This window comes from Allobrachymonas chironomi DSM 19884 (assembly GCF_000374625.1).
Lineage (GTDB): Bacteria > Pseudomonadota > Gammaproteobacteria > Burkholderiales > Burkholderiaceae_C > Brachymonas > Brachymonas chironomi.
The window spans coordinates 86,137-103,379 of the sequence record NZ_KB894765.1 but is presented as its reverse complement, the minus strand read 5'-3'; the positions used below and the strand labels follow the sequence as shown (position 1 = coordinate 103,379).

Annotated in this window: 13 protein-coding genes and 2 tRNA genes; 9 read left to right on the top strand and 6 right to left on the bottom strand. The window is 61.0% G+C overall.

What is annotated here, in order from left to right; translation table 11 throughout:
• Positions 1 to 2: 2 nt before the first annotated feature.
• The gene (locus C513_RS0100490) at positions 3 to 911 is read right to left on the bottom strand and encodes an NAD kinase (protein WP_018714062.1); all 909 of its coding nucleotides are present in this window, start codon (positions 909 to 911) and stop codon (positions 3 to 5) included.
• Between the two features lie 31 nt (positions 912 to 942).
• On the opposite strand from C513_RS0100490, the gene hrcA reads away from it, so the two are divergent.
• Entirely contained in the window at positions 943 to 1,962 is a 1,020-nt protein-coding gene (gene hrcA, locus C513_RS0100485; RefSeq protein ID WP_018714061.1) for a heat-inducible transcriptional repressor HrcA, read from the top strand.
• Positions 1,963 to 2,120: 158 nt separating this feature from the next.
• Complete coding sequence (locus tag C513_RS0100480) at positions 2,121 to 3,443, top strand: MFS transporter (RefSeq protein ID WP_018714060.1); 1,323 nt, start codon at positions 2,121 to 2,123, stop codon at positions 3,441 to 3,443.
• 65 nt (positions 3,444 to 3,508) lie between these two features.
• Here C513_RS0100480 and C513_RS0100475 read toward each other — a convergent pair.
• Positions 3,509 to 3,586: transfer RNA gene (locus tag C513_RS0100475), tRNA-Arg, on the bottom strand.
• A 56-nt stretch (positions 3,587 to 3,642) separates the two neighbouring features.
• On the opposite strand from C513_RS0100475, the gene C513_RS0100470 reads away from it, so the two are divergent.
• On the top strand, positions 3,643 to 4,857 hold the full coding sequence (locus C513_RS0100470; RefSeq protein ID WP_018714059.1) for an MFS transporter: 1,215 nt from the start codon (positions 3,643 to 3,645) through the stop codon (positions 4,855 to 4,857).
• Positions 4,858 to 4,923: 66 nt separating this feature from the next.
• On the opposite strand, the gene C513_RS0100465 is transcribed toward C513_RS0100470, so the two are convergent.
• Positions 4,924 to 5,001, bottom strand: a tRNA-Arg gene (locus C513_RS0100465).
• Positions 5,002 to 5,223: 222 nt separating this feature from the next.
• On the opposite strand from C513_RS0100465, the gene C513_RS0100460 reads away from it, so the two are divergent.
• From C513_RS0100460 to C513_RS0100430, 6 genes are all read left to right on the top strand, one after another.
• Positions 5,224 to 5,592 (top strand): c-type cytochrome, encoded by a 369-nt coding sequence (locus C513_RS0100460; RefSeq protein WP_018714058.1) that lies wholly within the window; start codon positions 5,224 to 5,226, stop codon positions 5,590 to 5,592.
• Positions 5,589 to 6,881: an NAD(P)/FAD-dependent oxidoreductase gene (locus C513_RS0100455; RefSeq protein ID WP_018714057.1), complete on the top strand. Its 1,293-nt coding sequence runs from the start codon at positions 5,589 to 5,591 to the stop codon at positions 6,879 to 6,881. The genes C513_RS0100460 and C513_RS0100455 overlap by 4 nt, the downstream gene beginning before the upstream one ends.
• Positions 6,882 to 7,020: 139 nt before the next feature.
• Positions 7,021 to 8,358 (top strand): FAD-dependent oxidoreductase, encoded by a 1,338-nt coding sequence (locus C513_RS0100450; RefSeq protein WP_026320381.1) that lies wholly within the window; start codon positions 7,021 to 7,023, stop codon positions 8,356 to 8,358.
• On the top strand, positions 8,342 to 8,833 hold the full coding sequence (locus C513_RS0100445) for a thiosulfate oxidation carrier protein SoxY (RefSeq protein ID WP_018714055.1): 492 nt from the start codon (positions 8,342 to 8,344) through the stop codon (positions 8,831 to 8,833). The genes C513_RS0100450 and C513_RS0100445 overlap by 17 nt, the downstream gene beginning before the upstream one ends.
• A gap of 13 nt (positions 8,834 to 8,846) precedes the next feature.
• Positions 8,847 to 9,176: a thiosulfate oxidation carrier complex protein SoxZ gene (locus C513_RS0100440; RefSeq protein WP_018714054.1), complete on the top strand. Its 330-nt coding sequence runs from the start codon at positions 8,847 to 8,849 to the stop codon at positions 9,174 to 9,176.
• Positions 9,177 to 9,488: 312 nt separating this feature from the next.
• Entirely contained in the window at positions 9,489 to 10,901 is a 1,413-nt protein-coding gene (locus tag C513_RS0100430; RefSeq protein WP_018714053.1) for a GntP family permease, read from the top strand.
• 192 nt (positions 10,902 to 11,093) lie between these two features.
• On the opposite strand, the gene C513_RS0100425 is transcribed toward C513_RS0100430, so the two are convergent.
• From C513_RS0100425 to C513_RS0100415, 3 genes are all read right to left on the bottom strand, one after another.
• Positions 11,094 to 12,278, bottom strand: a complete 1,185-nt coding sequence (locus tag C513_RS0100425; RefSeq protein WP_156815996.1) for a GIY-YIG nuclease family protein — start codon at positions 12,276 to 12,278, stop codon at positions 11,094 to 11,096.
• Positions 12,275 to 14,362, bottom strand: coding sequence for a DEAD/DEAH box helicase (locus tag C513_RS0100420; protein WP_018714051.1), 2,088 nt, complete (start codon positions 14,360 to 14,362; stop codon positions 12,275 to 12,277). The genes C513_RS0100425 and C513_RS0100420 overlap by 4 nt, the downstream gene beginning before the upstream one ends.
• Positions 14,363 to 14,454: 92 nt before the next feature.
• Complete coding sequence (locus C513_RS0100415) at positions 14,455 to 17,235, bottom strand: class I SAM-dependent DNA methyltransferase (RefSeq protein WP_018714050.1); 2,781 nt, start codon at positions 17,233 to 17,235, stop codon at positions 14,455 to 14,457.
• Positions 17,236 to 17,243 lie beyond the last annotated feature (8 nt).

The window sequence follows — 17,243 nt, the reverse complement described above, 5'->3', positions numbered from 1 at the left end:
GGTCAGTTGCTCCCGCTGTTCCAGTGCAGTTTTTCGCGCAGCGTGTCGTAGTAGTTCCAGCCCACCGGGTGCAGGAACAGGGCCTCGTGGCGCGAGCGCGTGACCACCACGCGGTCATCAGGCTGCAGCTGCGACAGCGATTGCGTATCGAAGTTGGCGCTGGCCTTGCGACCGGCCACCACGCGCACGGCAATTTCGGAGCTGCCGCTGAGCACGATAGGGCGGTTGGACAGGGTGTGCGGCGCAATCGGTACCAGCACCCAGCCCGGTACCGAGGGGTGCATCAGCGGACCACCGGCGGACAGCGCGTAGGCGGTGGAGCCGGTGGGCGTGGCAATGATCAGGCCGTCGGCGCGCTGGTTGGACACGAAGTGGCCGTCCACCTCGATGCGCAGTTCGACCATGCCGGCCGTGCTGCCGCGGTTGATCACCACGTCGTTGAAGGCGAGGGCCTCGAACACGACTTCGTCCTCGCGCATGACACGGCCCTGGATCATGGCGCGGCGGTCTTCCTGGTATTCGCCGCGCAGCATGGGCGGAATCGTCTCGTTGATGCGCGTCAGCGAGATGTCCGTGATGAAGCCGAGCCGGCCCTGGTTGATACCGATCAGCGGGACCTCGCACGGGGCCAGCTGGCGTGCGGCGGACAGCATGGTGCCGTCGCCGCCGACAACCACGGCCAGATCGCAGTGGCGGCCAATCTGGTCCAGCGCCAGGGTCGGAAACATGTCACCCAAACCACTACGTTCTGCCGTGGCGGCTTCTACCGATACCTGACAGCCATGGGCCAGCAGACAGCCGATGACAGAGCGTAACACCGCCTGTGGTGTCCCCTCGGAGACAGCCGCATGCGGGCCGGGTGCCTGCAGGTATTTGCCGATCAGGGCAACGTGGTGAAACTGTTTCTTCATGATTGGAATTAAACCATTAAAATGACATGCCATGCTGGATGAACGCGCCAAATTGCTCCTCAAAACCCTGGTCGACCGCTACCTGGCTGACGGCCAGCCGGTCGGTTCCCGCACCCTGTCGCAGGCCTCGGGGCTGGAGCTGTCGGCGGCCACCATCCGCAATGTCATGGCGGACCTGGAAAACCTGGGCCTGATCGCCAGCCCGCACACCTCTGCCGGGCGCATTCCCACCAGCCGCGGCCTGCGCCTGTTCGTGGACACCATGCTCACGGTGCAGCCGCGCGAGTTGCAGGACATTGCGCCGCAGCTGGCACTGGCCCCGGAGCAGCCCAAGAAGGTGATCGCCAGTGCAGCCAACATGCTGTCCAGCCTGTCGCAATTCGTGGGCGTGGTAATGAGTCCGCGCCGGGGATCGGTATTCCGCCATATCGAGTTCCTGCGTCTGTCCGAAAAGCGCATTCTGGTGATCATCGTCTCGCCCGATGGCGATGTGCAGAATCGCGTGCTGTTCACCGAATCCGACTTTGACCAGAGCCAGCTGGTCGAGGCTTCCAACTACCTGAATGCGCATTACAGCGGCATGGCCATGGAGCAGGTCTGGGCGCGCCTCAAGACTGAAGTCGAAAGTTTGCGCAGTGAAATCGCCGGCCTGATGCAGGCCGCCATCCAGGCCAGCACCGAAGCCATGCAATCCGCTGCCGAACAGGATGTGGTGATTGCCGGTGAACGCAATCTGCTGTCGGTCAGCGATTTTTCCTCCGACATGTCGCAGCTGCGCCGGGCCTTTGACCTGTTCGAGCAGAAGACGCTGCTGATGCGCCTGCTGGACGAATCGAGCCAGGCCGAAGGCGTGCACATCTATATCGGTGGCGAAAGCCAGGTGGTGCCGGTGGAGGAGCTGTCGGTGGTGACGGCCCCGTATAGCGTGGACGGCCAGGTGGTTGGCACACTGGGCGTGATCGGCCCGATCCGCATGCCGTATGCGCGCATGGTGGAGGTGGTGGATATCACCGCCCGCCTGCTGGGCAATGCCCTGAGCCCGCGCAGCTGAGTCGCCGATTTTCCTGTTGCCAAGTGCGTTGCTGCGGGCAAGAATGCAGCAGCGGCCAGCAGTTTCTTGCGCCAGATCAGAGAGTCTGCAGATGGCCTGGCCATCTTGATAGTTGAAATTTACAATCATCAAGAGCGCAATACGAACAAGGAAATCCCATGGTGACTTCCACTCCCACCCAGGGCAGCCCCTCGCAAGGTTTCGGCCGCTGGCACTGGCGCATCATGCTGGGCGCTTGCCTGGTGATGATTGGCGGTTCGATCGTGCTGTCTGGCATGTCGTTTTTCCATCCGTACATCATCCAGGAGCTGTTTCCGGGCAATAACGGCGTTTTTCTCTGGTACTACACCTTCACGCTGGTTTCCATCGTGCTGTCGATGATGCTGCTGGGCAAGGGGCTGTATCCCAGATTGGGGGCCAAGCGCATGATGTACCTGGGTGTCGGCCTGGTGACGCTGGGCATGGTGCTGTTCTCCTTCAGCAGCCAGGCCTGGCATTTCTACTTGGCGGGCACGGTGCTCGGCATTGGCTATGGCCTGAGTTTCCAGCTGGTGCCCATCATCTGGGTGAACAACTGGTTCGTGAGCGGCAAGGGGACGGCCATCGGTATCGTGATGGGCGGTACCGGAGTGGGGGGCATGCTGTGGTCGCTGCTGGTGCCCATGATTTCTTCCGGGGCCGGCTGGCGCAGCGCCATGCTGCTGGTTGCGGTGGTGGTGTGCGTGATTCCGGTGTTGTCCACCTGGCTGCTGATGCGCAATACCCCGCAGGAGCTGGGGTTGCTGCCGCACGGCTTCGACCCGTCCGCGGCATCGCCTGATCCGGCCAGCCAGCCGGGGCTGCTGTATCGCCAGGCGCTGCGCTCACCCTGGCTGTGGCTGGTGTACGCGATGATCATCGTGCTGGGCATGGTGCATGCCGGTTCGCAGGTGCTGGCGATCTACCTGCAGGATGTGTCGGTCTATTCCGATCCCGGTTTGCCGCTGAAGGCGCAACCGGCTGACGAGACGGCGTTCTTCTCGATGCTGATGATCAGCTGGACGCTGGGCCTGCTGGCCTTCAAGCCGCTGCTGGGCTGGCTGAATGACCGCATCGGCATGCTGGCGACGATGCTGCTGTCGCTGGGCATGCAGGCACTGACCTTTCTCTATCTGCCGCACATGGTGTATGGCAGCTCGACCATGCTGATGTTCGTGGCCATGATGTTCATGGCTGCCGGCATGTCCAATGGCACGGTGCAGCCGCCGCTGCTGGTGGCGGGCGCCGTAGGGCAGCGTGACTTTGGCAAGATCTGGTCGTTTTTTGGCACCGGTTACTTCATCGGCATGGCCGTGGGGACGCCGATCTGGGGCCTGGTGCGCGATATCAGCGGCAGCTTTGTGCCGGCGTTTTATGCCTCGCCCGTGCTGCTGATGCTGGTGGCCGTGCTGTCCTGGTGGGGCATGAAGCAGGGCCAGGCCTCCTACCGGCAGCAGCCATGAAGGCCGATTCCCGTGCGACGACCAAAGAAAAACCCGTTGCAGCAGGACTGCAACGGGTTTCTGTATGGTGCGGCTGGCAGGATTCGAACCCACGACCCCTTGGTTCGTAGCCAAGTACTCTAATCCAACTGAGCTACAGCCGCTGAAAGATGAAATTATATACCGGAAATTTCTGATGTTGCAAGATCTGGATAAAAAAATGACAAGTTCCGGCGGCGGCAAGGACATGCCGGTGAAACCGCAGGGCCTGCGTGGCATGCCGGCCGGCATCTGGGTGCTGGGGCTGGTGAGCTTGCTGATGGATATTTCCTCGGAGATGATCCACAGCCTGCTGCCGCTGTTCATGGTGACGGTGCTGGCCACCTCGGCCACCACGGTCGGCATCATCGAGGGGTTGGCCGAGGCCACCGCGCTGATCGTGAAGGTGTTTTCCGGTGTGCTGAGCGATTGGTTGGGGCGGCGCAAGGGGCTGGCGGTGATCGGTTATGGGTTGGGTGCGTTGACCAAGCCGCTGTTTGCCATGGCCGGCAGCTCAGGCCTGGTGCTGACGGCGCGGCTGCTGGACCGTGTTGGCAAGGGCATTCGCGGCGCGCCGCGCGATGCGCTGGTGGCTGACCTGACGCCGCCCGAGATCCGGGGTGCTGCATTCGGGCTGCGGCAATCCCTCGATACCGTGGGTGCCTTCCTCGGGCCGCTGCTGGCGGTGGGGCTGATGCTGTTGTGGGCGAACGATTTTCGTGCCGTGTTCTGGGTAGCCGTGATTCCGGGCGCGCTGGCGGTGCTGTTGCTGCTGTTCGGCTTGCGCGAACCGGCCAGCCCGGTGCGCGAAAAACGCGTCAATCCGATCCGCCGCGAGAACCTGCGGCGGCTGGGGAGGGCCTACTGGTGGGTGGTGCTGATTGGCGCGGTGTTCACGCTGGCACGTTTCAGCGAGGCTTTTCTGGTTCTGCGCGCAGAGCAGGGCGGCATGGCGCTGGCGCTGATTCCGCTGGTGATGGTGGCGATGAATGCGGTGTATTCGCTGTCGGCCTATCCGTTTGGCAAGCTGTCGGATCGCGTCAACCGCAAGGGTTTGCTGGCTGGCGGGCTGGTGCTGCTGCTGGCGGCCGATCTGGTGCTGGCCAGCAGTGCGCACTGGGCGGTGGTGCTGGCTGGCGTGGCACTGTGGGGCGTGCATCTGGGCATGACGCAAGGCCTGCTGGCAGCACTGGTGGCTGATACGGTGCCGGCTGACCTGCGTGGTACCGGCTACGGCTTTTTCAACCTGGTGAGCGGCATCGCCATGCTGGTGGCCAGTGTGCTGGCCGGCTTGCTGTGGGATAGCTGGGGAGCGGCCTACACTTTTTATGCCGGGGCGTTGTTCAGCGTGCTGGCGCTTGGCCTGCTCTGGCTGCATGGCCGACGCATGCGCTGAGCCGGGGCCGCGCAGAAGGCGGCCAAAGAAAAACCCGTTGCAGCAGGACTGCAACGGGTTTCTGTATGGTGCGGCTGGCAGGATTCGAACCCACGACCCCTTGGTTCGTAGCCAAGTACTCTAATCCAACTGAGCTACAGCCGCTGAAGACACGCATTGTAGCAGCATTTTTTTGGTGCCTGCAAGTTTTTTGCATTTTGGGGGCCAGATGCGGCGCAGACATATCCATATACCTTCATTGTCTAAACCCAAAGGCGAAACAGGCTTGTTGGCTATTATGCTCTTGCAAACGGCCTGTCAGGGCTGATGCGGGTGGGGTGCGCAGCACCTGCCTTCCTGTTTGAACCATGATCATGAGGTGTCCAGTTGGATCTGCAATCATCCCGTTTCAGGAATGAAACACTCCCTGCGGACAGCACGCGTCTGCGTCTGCTGCCTGTCGCTGCCGTGCTGGCGGCTTCCCTGACGGCGGCCGCGCCGGCGCTGGCGCAGCCTGCGCTGCAGGATATCGCCGTGGCCGCCGCCACCTGCTTCAACTGCCATGGCACGGATGGCCGGGCCAGCAGCTTCATTCCCTCGATTGCCGGCCAGCCCGAGCACTTCCTGCTGCAGCGCATGCAGGATTTCAAGGCGGGCCAGGCTCCGCACGTCACTGTGATGACGCGCCTGATGAAGGGCTACAGCGATGCCGAGCTGCAGGGTCTGGCGAAATATTTTTCGGAGGTGCCGCGATGAGCCAGCATGACAACAGCTATTCCCGCCGCCAGATTCTGGGCGGCCTGGCTGCCGGTGGCCTGCTGCTGGGCGCACCGGCGCTGGTGCGGGCGCAACAGGCATCGGCCCATGTGGTGGTGGTGGGCGGTGGCTTTGGTGGTGCCACGGCAGCGCGCTATCTGCGCCGCTACCAGCCGGACGTGAAGATCACGCTGGTGGAGCCGGCACGGCGCTTTTATACCTGCCCGTTTTCCAACCTGTACCTGGCCGGCCTGAAGGAGTGGGAGAGCCTGGGCCACGGCTTTGATGGGTTGCGCAAGCTGGGCATCGAGGTCATACATGCCAGCGCCGAGCAGGTGGATGCCACGGCAAAGACGGTAAAACTGTCCAACGGTGCCACGCTGCGCTGGGACAAGCTGGTGCTGTCGCCCGGCGTGGACATGCAGTGGAACAAGCTGCAGGGCTATGACGAGGCCGCCGCCGAACTGGCGCCGCACGCCTGGAAGGCCGGCCCGCAGACGCAGCTGCTCAAGCGCCAGCTGGCAGCCATGAAGGACGGTGGCACCTTCGTCATGACGATTCCGGAAAACCCGTTCCGCTGCCCGCCCGGCCCGTACGAGCGCGCCGCCATGGTGGCGTACTACTTCAAGCAGCACAAGCCGAAATCCAAGATCCTGCTGCTCGATGCCAAGACGGCATTCTCCAAGCAGGCGCTGTTCATGCAGGGCTGGAAGGCGCTGTATGGCGACATGATCGAATGGGTGGGCCAGATCGATGATGGCGAAGTGGTGCGCGTGGATGCCCGCAAGCGCCAAGTCGAAACCGCTTTTGGCCAGATCCACCAGGCCGATGTGCTCAACGTGATTCCGCCGCAGAAGGCCGGCTTTATCGCCGAGCGTGCCGGTGTGACCAATGGCAGTGGCTGGGTGCCGGTGAACGGCGCGACTTTCGAGTCCAGCCAGGTCAGGGATGTGTTTGTGGTGGGCGACGCCACGATTGCCGCCCCCATGCCCAAGTCCGGCTTTGCTGCCAACACCCAGGGCAAGCTGGTGGCGGCCGTCATCAGCGCGCAGCTGCGTGGCCAGGCCTTGCCGCAGGCCTCGTTTGCCAATACCTGCTACAGCCTGATCGGGACGGATTACGGCATTTCCGTGGCCGGTGTCTACAAGGCCGAAGGCAACAAGGTGATCGAAATGCCGGATTCGGGTGGTGTGAGTCCGCTGGATGCCGATGCGCGTTTCCGCCGCCAGGAGGCGCTGTATGGCGAAGGTTGGTATCGCGCCATCACGGACGATATCTGGGGCGCGTAAAGAGGAACTGAAGGGGTATATACCAGGGGCAGACGTTCTCCAAACGCTTACTCCGGTATCATCGGGGGCGACAAGCTTGCAATCTGGCTCTGGCCAGCTGCCTTGTCGCCCCTTTTTTGCACTTGACTTCATTCTTGACATGAAACGCAGAACCTTCATGGCCGCGCCGTCGGCCCTGGCGCTGGGTGCGGCCGCCGGCTTGCCCCTGTCCGCCGTAGCGGCACCCTCCATCATCAACGCCGAAACGCGCCTGTTGCCGCGCCATGGCGGTGGCCCGCGCATCGTCATCTGTGGCGGTGGCTGGGGCGGCCTGACCGCGGCACGCTACCTGCGACAGTGGATACCCAAGGCCGATGTGGTGGTGCTGGAACGCAACCCCACCTTCTGGTCCGGCCCGATGAGCAACAAGTGGCTGGTGGACATCGTCAACACCGACTTTGTCCATCACGACATGACACATCCCGCCAACAAGTACGGCTATCGCCTGATCCAGACCGAGGTCAACGGTTTTGACCGCCAGAAGCGCGAGGTGCGCACCGCGCATGGCGTGGTGGATTACGACTACCTGATTCTGTCAGGCGGCATCCGCGACAACTTCGAGGCCTGGTTTGGCGATGACCGCGAAGCGGCTAGCTACACCAGCAACCACTTCAACAGCGCCTACATTCCCAATGCCAAGATGCATGCGGTCAAGGCCAAGCTGAAGAACTTCAAGGGCGGCACCATGGTGATGACGTTGCCGCCGCCGCCGCACCGCTGCCCGCCGTCGCCGTACGAGCGCGCCTGCCTGATGGCCTGGCACATCAAGAAAAACAAGATCCCCGGCAAGATCCTGATCCTGGACCCCAAGCCCAAGATCGGCCCGATTGGCGAAGGCTACCGTCAGGCGTTCGAGGAGCTGTATCCCGAGATCATCACGCACGTGCCGAATGCCGGCGTGAAGTCGCTTGACCCGTACAAGAAGCGCATTTCCACCGCGGCTGGTGATTACGACTTTGACGATGCCATCCTGATGCCGCCGCACCAGGCGGCCGACATGGTCTGGCAGGCCGGCCTGATCGGCAAGGGCGAGGACGGCAAGCCGACCGGCTGGGCGGACATGGATCCGCGCTACTACACCGCGCGCAGCGATGACCGCGTGTATTTCGTGGGCGACCTGATGGGCGCGATCTCGCCGCAATTCGGCTATTACCCCAAGAGCGGCCACGTGGCCAACGCCATTGGCAAGATCGTGGCGCGCAACATCTCCGAGCGCGTGGCCGGCAAGGAAGTGGTGGCGGTGCTGCCCGACAACCTGTGCTTCATGATGGTGAACGGCGAACCGCAGGAGGAAATTGCGGTCAAGTTCGAGTACGAGGTGGACAAGGCCAGCGGCCATGTGCACCAGACGCAGATCGACATCGATGTGCGTACCACGGAAATGGTGAAGGAGGACTTTGCCTGGATCAAGGGACGATTTGATGATTTCCTGTTCTGAACATGGGCTGGCGTTGCCGTCGCGTCGCCAGCTGATCAAGGGCGCTGCCGCAGGTGCGGGGCTGGGTGTGCTGTCGCCGGTGCTGCTGGCGCAAAACGCCGATGCCCCGGTCAGCCCGCAGGTGACCAAGCTGGTGAATGACTTCCTGAAAGGCGGCAAGCCGCTGGCCGATGGCCTGAAGCTGGACTTGCCGGTGCTGGGCGACAACCCGTCCTCGGTGCCGATCAAGGTGCGCATCACGCTGCCGGTCAACGAGCAGAACTGGTGCGAGGAGCTGATCGTGATCGCCGAGAGCAATCCGGTGCCGCTGGCCAGCCGTTTCTTCTTTTTCCCGGCCATGGGCACGGCAGAGGCGGCTATCCGCCTGCGCCTGATTGCATCGCAGAACATCCGTGCGCTGGCACGCATGAACGATGGCCGCCTGCTGATGACGCGCCAGTTCATTGAAGTGGCACCGGGCAGCTGCGGCCTGTAAAGGAGAAATCGCCATGATCAGACCCCCCCGCATCTGGATCAGCAACGCCACGCCCAAGAAGGGCGAGAAGGTGCGCGTGCGCGCCCAGACCACGCACCGCATGGAAACCGGGCTGCGCTCGGATGAAGGCGGCAAGACCATTCTGCGCAACATCGTCAACAAGTTCGAGGCTTCCCTGGGCGGCCAGCGGCTGTTCGTCTGGAACCCGGAAATCTCGGTGGCGATTGACCCCTACATCGAGTTCGTGTTCGTGGCCGGCAAGTCGGGTACGCTGAACATGGTGTGGACCGATGATGCCGGCAAGACGCAGTCGGCAGCACGCGAAGTGCTTGTGGCTGGCTGAAGCTTGCCGCCTGTCGCAGCAGCGCCGCAGCCTGGAGCTGCGGCGTTTTTTTGCGCGCCATCGCTAGGGGTTTTCCATGATTGCAAAAAGCGACAATCAAGAATTTCATGCATTTTGCATCGCCAGATGTCGACTTCCAGCCATGCAAATCTTTGAATCTGCAGCGTATTTTGAAAATTACTTATTTCACATAGTGATATAAGTACGTGGAGCACATGTGCTGCAGCAATCCTGTACGGATTCCAAGGCTGTGTCAGCTTACCGTCAAGTCGCTCGGGATAATGCGGGTTTTTACTAGGGGGACAACCTTTCATGAGCACTTTTGCGATTGTCTTGTCACTGGTATTGCTGATGTTCCTGGCATACCGTGGCTACACCGTACTGCTGCTGGCGCCCATCATGGCGGCGCTGGCGGTGATCCTGTCTGGCGATGTGAGCCAGATGCTGCCGATCTATACCGAAACCTTCATGCGGGCGCTGGGCAACTACATGCTGGCGTTTTTCCCGATCTTCCTGCTGGGCGCGCTGTTTGGCCAATTGATGGCGGATTCGGGTGCGGCGACCTCGATTGCGCGCTGGATCGAGCGCACGCTGGGCAGCAAGCACGCGATTCTGACCGTGGTGCTGGCCTGCGGCATCCTGACCTATGGCGGCGTGTCGTTGTTCGTGGTGGCGTTTGCGATTTACCCGATTGCCAAGTCGCTGTTCCGTGATGCCGACATTCCCAAGCGACTGGTGGCTCCGGCGATTGCGCTGGGATCGTTCACCTTCACCATGACGGCGCTGCCGGGCACGCCTTCGATCCAGAACGCGATCCCGATCAAGTATTTTGGTACCAATACCTTCTCGGCCCCGGGCCTGGGCCTGATTGGCGGCCTGATCATGTTTGCGCTGGGCATGCTGTGGCTGCGTTCACGCGAACACAAGGCGCGTGTTGCCGGCGAGGGCTATGGCAACCACAACGACCACGAAGTGGGCCTGCGTGGCATGGTGGGCGAGGCCGACATGGGCGGCGACATCAACAAGACCATGCCGCTGCTGCTGGCGTTGCTGCCGCTGGTGCTGGTGATTGGCGTGAACGCGCTGTTCACCTACGGCATTTTCCCGGGCATGGAGTGGAGCTTCCTCAAGGAACGTTTCCCGACCATGGATGCGACCAAGCAGACCGGCATGTGGGCGCTGATCATTGCGTTGGTGGTGGCGATCGTGACGCTGCTGCTGGTGAGCATCGGCCGCTGGAGCAATCTGCAGGAGAGCATCAACAAGGGCGTGCTGGGTTCCATGTTGCCGATTTTCAACACCGCTTCCGAGGTGGGCTATGGCGCGGTGATTGCCAGCCTGGCCGGCTTTGCCATCATCCGTGATGCGGTGCTGAACGTGTCCAGCAACCCGCTGATTTCCGAGGCGGTGGCGATGAACGTGCTGGCGGGTATCACCGGTTCGTCGTCGGGCGGTTTGTCGATTGCGCTGCAGACGCTGGGTGCCGACTACCTGCGCATGGCGACCGAAGCCGGCATCAGCCCGGACCTGCTGCACCGCGTGGCGGTGATGTCGGCTGGCGTGTTCGACTCGCTGCCGCACTGCGGCGCCATCATCACGCTGCTGTCGATCTGCAAGCTGACACACAAGGAGTCGTACCTGAACATTGCGGCGATGACGATCGTGATTCCGCTGATGGCGCTGTCGGTGGTGATTGCGCTGGGGACGATGTTTGGGTCGTTCTGATGGAGTGAGATGAGGTCCTGGGCTGCGGCCTGCAACTCAGCTGCGCGCCGCCTGCCTTCCTCTTCAGTCTCGAAGGGTTCTACGTCAAGCCAGATCAGGGCTTCAATGCTCCGGTCTCGCTTGTCGATGAAGCCCCAGCCGATAGCTGGCTGCTCTGCTTTTTGGCTTATGCTATTGCCCCTTTATGGCTACTTATGCGGAAACCAGTCGTGCGTTCGTTGGATCATAGACATAGCCTGTTATGGACTTGTCCTTGATCCGCTCGACCACCTCATCAATTACCTGCAACGGCACCAGAAACCACTCCCTGGGCCTGACCGGCTGCCCAAACCGGTCCTCGATCATCAGATCCAGCTGCGCAGCAGCAAAGACGCGGTGAAAGATGGCTTCCAGGCGGGTGCGGTTGAGGTTGTGCAGCTTGTAGGTGGCAACTACTTCCACATCTGCCAGCAGATAGGTGGCGTCCTTGCTGGCAGCGGCAATGCGGGTTTCCACTTTGCCACCGGTGACACCAATCTTGTGGATGATCTCGCGATGTTCGGCCACAAACGGGTGGCTGGAGAGGCTGCGCAGCACGTAGATGGTGCCTGTTGCCAGGTCGTCTGGTTCCGGAGCGTCGCCAAAGAGTGGCCCCATGTCTGGTTCGCTCAGGCGGCGACCGGTATCGTCCTTGTACAGGGCTCGCTGCAGGGAGAGTAGCAACAGGTTGCTTTCCGTGCCATTGGCAAAGATCACGCGCAGGCGGGCATCGTTCTTGCCATTGGGAGCCTTGAAAGATTCCCCAACTTCGGCCACGTAAGCCATTTGTCCACCCACGATAAAGAAGTTGCCTTGCTCCACACTGGTATCACGCCCAAAGCGCAGTGCCTTGCGGATGCCGGCTTGCAGCTCCTGTTCAGCCTGTTCAAAGAGGGGGGCAAAACGATCAAAGTCATCACAGGCGCTGCGTTCCGCAATGTCTTCTGCGGCGCGCTTGGTGGCACTGGAACGCACATGGCGCAGCACGCTGATGTCATCAGGGTTGTCAGAGGTGGTTTCCACGCCAAGTTGGGAGAGCAGGGCGTCATCATCCAGGCTGTCCGGATCGACAGTGGTGGCGGCGCCTGGTTGCAGCAAACCAGGCGTATCCATCTCCACTAGCAGCGCCTGAGCTTCCGGCAGTTTGCGCAACTGTTCCAGGCGTACCGCATACAGGCGCTCGAAAATATCCGCTTCTTCTGTCATCGCCGGAGCACGTCCATGCGCCTGGTAAAAGCGCAGAATATCCTCGAAGCCCGCCATGATGCGTTCTTCGCGTGGGGAGTGTTGCTCTGCCTTGATTGGTACAACTTCAACCCCCAGGGCCGCCAGCAGGGCATCATCATCCATGTGATTCACTGTGCAGCCTCCCGTTGCGCCTTGGCGCGGTAGCGTGCCAGTGCCGCAACGCCTTCGGCCATCCTCTGTTCCCAGGCGTCGGACGAGTTAATGTCCGGCAGGCGTCCGCGTTCCTTCTTGAACATCAGGGCCCGCATGGCCAGCTCGCGTGCTTCCTCTTCGGACAAGGTGATTTTCTTGCCGGCAATACTGGCTTGTACCTGGCGCAGGGTTTTTTCGTCCATGGTCCTGGCCAGCACGGCGTAGGCTGCTTCAAAGGGGTTGATGCGGTCGATCAGGTCAATGTCCAGGTCACGCACGTTGACAAATTTGCGTACGCCATCGATCAGTGCGGTATTGCCGCCGCCATGGGCATCGCCCTGAGCCAGCGCCAACTTGGCCTGCTGGGTGATGTTCATGGCGGCAATTGCGTGCTGTCGAATGGCTTCCTGTTCTTCGGTGCTCAGCTCCGGGTAGCGTTCCCGCACGATTTTGCCCATGCGCAGCACGGTCAGGTCTTCTGGCAGGGTATTTTCCTGGTCGAACAGGCCGCGTTCGAGTGCCGTTTTGTCCTGCAGGAAACTGGTAATGACTTCATTCAGATCTTCGCGGCAGATGCGCGTGGTCTCGGGTGTTGACGGGCTGGCCAGGCCGTTGATTTCGATATGGTATTGGCCGGTAGCCTCGTTCACCCCCACATTGCTGCGGCCTTCCTGGTAGCCCTCCGGGCCATAGTCATAGCCATCCCTGGGGCCTTGATTCTTTGGCGTGAACTCGTAACGGGGCGCAAGTACCTGTTCCATCAGCAAACTGGCGGAAATGGCCTTGAGCATGTCGTTCACGGCTTCCGTCACGATGCTCTGGTCTGCCGCAGGTTCGGCAATCAGGTTGGTAAAGCGGGCGCGCTCCTTGCCTTCGGCATCGCGGGTGGCACGGCCAATGATCTGCACGATTTCGGTCAGGCTGCTGCGGTAGCCAATGGTCAGCGCGTGTTCGCACCAGATCCAGTCAAAGCCTTCCTTGGCCATGCCCAGCGCGATGATGATGTCCACATGGTCGCGGTTGTGCTTCTGCGCCGGATTTTTCAAGGCGCTCAGCACGCTGGAGCGGCGGGCCTGGTCACTGTCATCCACCAGGTCGGCAATTTTCAGTATGCGGCCCTCCGGCGTTTGCACCAGATGAAAGCCGGTGGCTGCATCAACCCCTTTCCATTCCCCCAGCGCGTGCATGATCTCGTTGACCTCGCGTTCCTTGTCCTGCAGGCTTTCACGCGAATTGACGTTGGGAATATGGACAATGGTCTTGAAAGCCGGATTCAGTACATGGTGGATGGCTTCCACATAGCTGCGCGTATAGAAGAAGTAGCCAATATCCAGCGACTTCAGCCAACGATAGCCATTGAGCTGCTCGTAATAGGTGTAGGTCACTGTTTCAAAGCGCGCTTCGTCAGCGGGTGTCAGCACGGCGGCGCTATCGCCCCGGAAATAGGAGCCCGTCATGGCGACCAGATGCACCTTGTCGCGGGCAATGAATGCGCCCAGTTGCTGGCCCAGCTTGTTGTCCGGGTTGCTGGATACATGGTGGAATTCGTCGATGGCAATCAGGCGGTCGTCAAAGGCCTCGATGCCCAGTTCATCCACTGCAAAGCGGAAAGTGGCGTGGGTGCAAACCAGCACCTTGTCATTACTGGCCAGAAAGTGGCGAACCGCCTCCACCTTGGATTTGGCTACCCGCGGTTCATCAATACCGGGTGCATTGCACAGGTTCCATTGCGGGGCGACCTGCCAATCGGCAAAGAAGCCGAATTGGCTCAGGGGTTCATCGGCAAAGCTGCTGCCAATGGAGCGTTCCGGTACCACAATGACGGCTTGTTTGAGGCCTTGATGGTGCAGTTTGTCCAGGGCGATAAACATCAGCGCACGGCTCTTGCCGGAGGCGGGCGGGGACTTGATCAGCAGGTATTGCTCGCCACGTTTGGCATAGGCGCGCTCCTGCATGGGGCGCATGCCCAGGGCATTGGACTTGCTGGACGCGCCTGTGCGTGCGGTGGTGATGGACACTGCAGGGATGATGCGGGCGTTGGCCGGGTTGCTGTCTTGGGTCATGTCTGGAGTGTAGGCGGGCAGGAATGGGTGGATGTAAAAAAGAGAGGCTTCAAACCGCCCTGATGTGGCCCGGCAGGCATCTCATCAGGCTGTCAGCGGGCTTTGCGCTTGTTGCCACTGGTGGTCATCCGGGTGTACAGGTCAAACAGCTTCTCCAGCCGTTCAGTGTCGTTGCGGAAACGGCGGCCGATGTAGATGCGTTCCAGCACTTCGTCGTTGCGTTCGTGGGCGTGGCGCAGGTTGTCGGGCATCTTGTCCGGGTCGTACAGATCCGCGATGGTGGCGGGGAAATGCACCTCGCGCGCCAGCAGGATGTCTTCGGCGCAGCGCGTCAGGTCGATCTTGTTCTGCTCCGTCAGCAGGGGGACGGGGAAGGTGTTCCAGCCCAGGGTGTTGGAATAGCGGTAACGGGTTTCCAGCTTGCCACATACCGCGCCGATCCAGACCAGATGCAGGCGGGAGGCGATCAGGGCCATGTTCCAGAGGGGGGCGTCGTAGAGGGCGAAGGCTGCGTTGTTGATAAGCGTTCCGATGGGTTCAAAGCCGCAAGGAAGATAATCACGATTTTCCGATGAAACGCTTGGCACAACTATGAGCGTTTCGTGCCCTGTTTGGCGTACCTCTCCGAATTGATGAGGCGAAATAGCCAGTGTCACGGTGGCTGCTTTAGAGCTAGCCAGGCGCATTGCACGCACACCTTCAATTCTGTGGGCAATGGTGGTAATCTGCATGGCTTCCGGTAGGTCTTCGTCGCTAATCCACAGGCAGTAACGTTCCAGCCCACGAATAAACTCCGCAGAACCATAAATGCGGCGAATAAAGCGTTCGCGCTGCGCGGGCGTCAGTTGCAGCGCTGCTACCTCATCCCTGGTCAGCAGCAGATGGCCGCCATCGACAGGCTTGTTGCCAAAGTTCATGTCTGCCTGACCACATAAGGGGCGAGTGGCCTTGCTCACTGTCACATTGGCACCAGGTACCAGATAGGCATTGATATGGCTGACTTCCTTGACATCCACAGCATCCTTGTTGCCATCGGCAGGCAGGGAGTACAGGCGCCGCGTTGCCGGTGGCTGGCTGGAAATGCCCACAATGGCCACCGTCACGCCCGCATTGTGGCTGGCCAGATTGGCCCACTTGAAGCTGGTATGGGCAAAGGCGATTTCACTGCCGGTGGCAAAAATGGCCGGCCACAGAATCGGCACCTGCTGCCCCTGGCAAATGGAGTTGGTCGTTACAAAGGCCGCAACTGACGGGGTTTGCGTTCCGTATTCGGCAGCCTTCATGAACCAGCCGGCCACGTAATCCAGTGAGCGCCACTGTCGCGCATGGCGTGCCAGCACCGCCTCCAGATCGGCCTTTTGCTCATCGCTTTGCCAGGTGGAGCCCAAGTACGGTGGGTTGCCGCAAATATAGGTTTCACCACCTTCGTTGTCGAAGTGGATTTCGGCCTGATCCAGCGGAATTTCAAAGAGATCATCCGCCACCAGTTGCACATGGGTGCCGGTGGGCGGACAAATGCTCAGCCAGTCCAGTCGCAGGGCGTTGCCGCTGACAATCCAGTTTTCGGCATTCAGAGGCAAAAATTCGGCCAGCGCATCCTGCTGCCCGCGATACAGCACATCACACTGAAACTCGGCAATGATCAGCGCCAGCCGGGCAATCTGCGCCGGAAAATCGCGCAGTTCGATACCGCGGAAATTGGTCAGCGGAATCACGCTGCCCAGGTGGGGCTCCTGACGGCGGCGGTTGATCTCGGCCTCGATCGCGCGCATCTGCTTGTAGGCAATCACCAGAAAGTTGCCACTGCCGCAGGCCGGATCAAATACGCGAATGCGCGCCATGCGCTTGCGCAGGTTCAGCAGCTTGCGCTCGTTGTTGCCTGCTGCTTCCAGCTGGCTGCGCAACTCATCCAGAAACAGCGGATTGAGCACCTTCAGGATGTTCGGCACACTGGTGTAGTGCATGCCCAACGCGCCGCGTTCATTGTCATCGGCCACGGCCTGGATCATGCTGCCAAAGATATCGGGGTTGATCTCCTTCCAGTTCAACGCGCCAGCGTGCAGCAGATAGGTGCGCGCCATGCGGGTAAAGCGCGGCACCTGTGGTGTACCGGCAAACAGGCCACCGTTGACGTAGGGAAAGGCATCGGCCCAGCCGGGCAGGCGGGGCAGGTCGTTGCCGCGATCCGAATGGCGCAGATTCATGGCGCGGAAGATGTCTGCCAGCACCGCATGCGTGTTGCTGCTGTCGCGCTCGCTCATCTGCTCCACGGTCTGGGTAAACAGGCCGTTTCGGCTGAAAATCCCCGTGTCTTCGGCAAAAAAGCAGAAGATGAGCTGAGCCATGAAGTGGTTCATGTCAGCGCGGCGGTCTTCGCCAGCCCAATCCGGGTTCTCGCGCAGCAGCTCCAGGTACAGCTTGTTCAGGCGGCCCGTGGCGCGCACATCGACCGGGTTGTCCTTGATTTCCTGAATGGTGGAAATGCCCGCCAGCGCCAGGAAAAAGCCGAAATGGTCGGCAAATTGCGGGTAGGCGCAGGCAATGGTGTCGCCTTCCAGCAGGTTTTCTGCTTCCAGTGTGTCGCCATCGGTGGCCAGGATGTAGCGGGCCTTGCCCCTGGTCGTGGCCGGGCTGCTACGTAGCGCCTGCAAGGTCTGGCTTACCTGACCAGCCTCGCACACGGCCAGATGGATGTTGTTGCGCTGCAGAACGCCGCCTGTTACATCCGAGGCATTGTTGTTGCCGCTGCGCAGGCGCTTGAGCGCAGTTTCCTTGTTGCCAAACGCAGCCAGAAACGCAAACGGAAACTCCGCAGCGTCAAAGTCCTGCAGGGCCAGGTCGGAGAGGGCGGCTTCGATTTCTACGGCGTTCATGGAGGGAG

Coding starts and splice junctions, on each gene's coding strand:
- C513_RS0100490 (WP_018714062.1), bottom strand. CDS start 911: ATGAAGAAACAGTTTCACCACGTTGCCCTGATCGGCAAATACCTGCAG.
- hrcA (WP_018714061.1), top strand. CDS start 943: ATGCTGGATGAACGCGCCAAATTGCTCCTCAAAACCCTGGTCGACCGC.
- C513_RS0100480 (WP_018714060.1), top strand. CDS start 2,121: ATGGTGACTTCCACTCCCACCCAGGGCAGCCCCTCGCAAGGTTTCGGC.
- C513_RS0100470 (WP_018714059.1), top strand. CDS start 3,643: ATGACAAGTTCCGGCGGCGGCAAGGACATGCCGGTGAAACCGCAGGGC.
- C513_RS0100455 (WP_018714057.1), top strand. CDS start 5,589: ATGAGCCAGCATGACAACAGCTATTCCCGCCGCCAGATTCTGGGCGGC.
- C513_RS0100450 (WP_026320381.1), top strand. CDS start 7,021: ATGAAACGCAGAACCTTCATGGCCGCGCCGTCGGCCCTGGCGCTGGGT.
- C513_RS0100445 (WP_018714055.1), top strand. CDS start 8,342: ATGATTTCCTGTTCTGAACATGGGCTGGCGTTGCCGTCGCGTCGCCAG.
- C513_RS0100440 (WP_018714054.1), top strand. CDS start 8,847: ATGATCAGACCCCCCCGCATCTGGATCAGCAACGCCACGCCCAAGAAG.
- C513_RS0100430 (WP_018714053.1), top strand. CDS start 9,489: ATGAGCACTTTTGCGATTGTCTTGTCACTGGTATTGCTGATGTTCCTG.
- C513_RS0100420 (WP_018714051.1), bottom strand. CDS start 14,362: ATGACCCAAGACAGCAACCCGGCCAACGCCCGCATCATCCCTGCAGTG.
- C513_RS0100415 (WP_018714050.1), bottom strand. CDS start 17,235: ATGAACGCCGTAGAAATCGAAGCCGCCCTCTCCGACCTGGCCCTGCAG.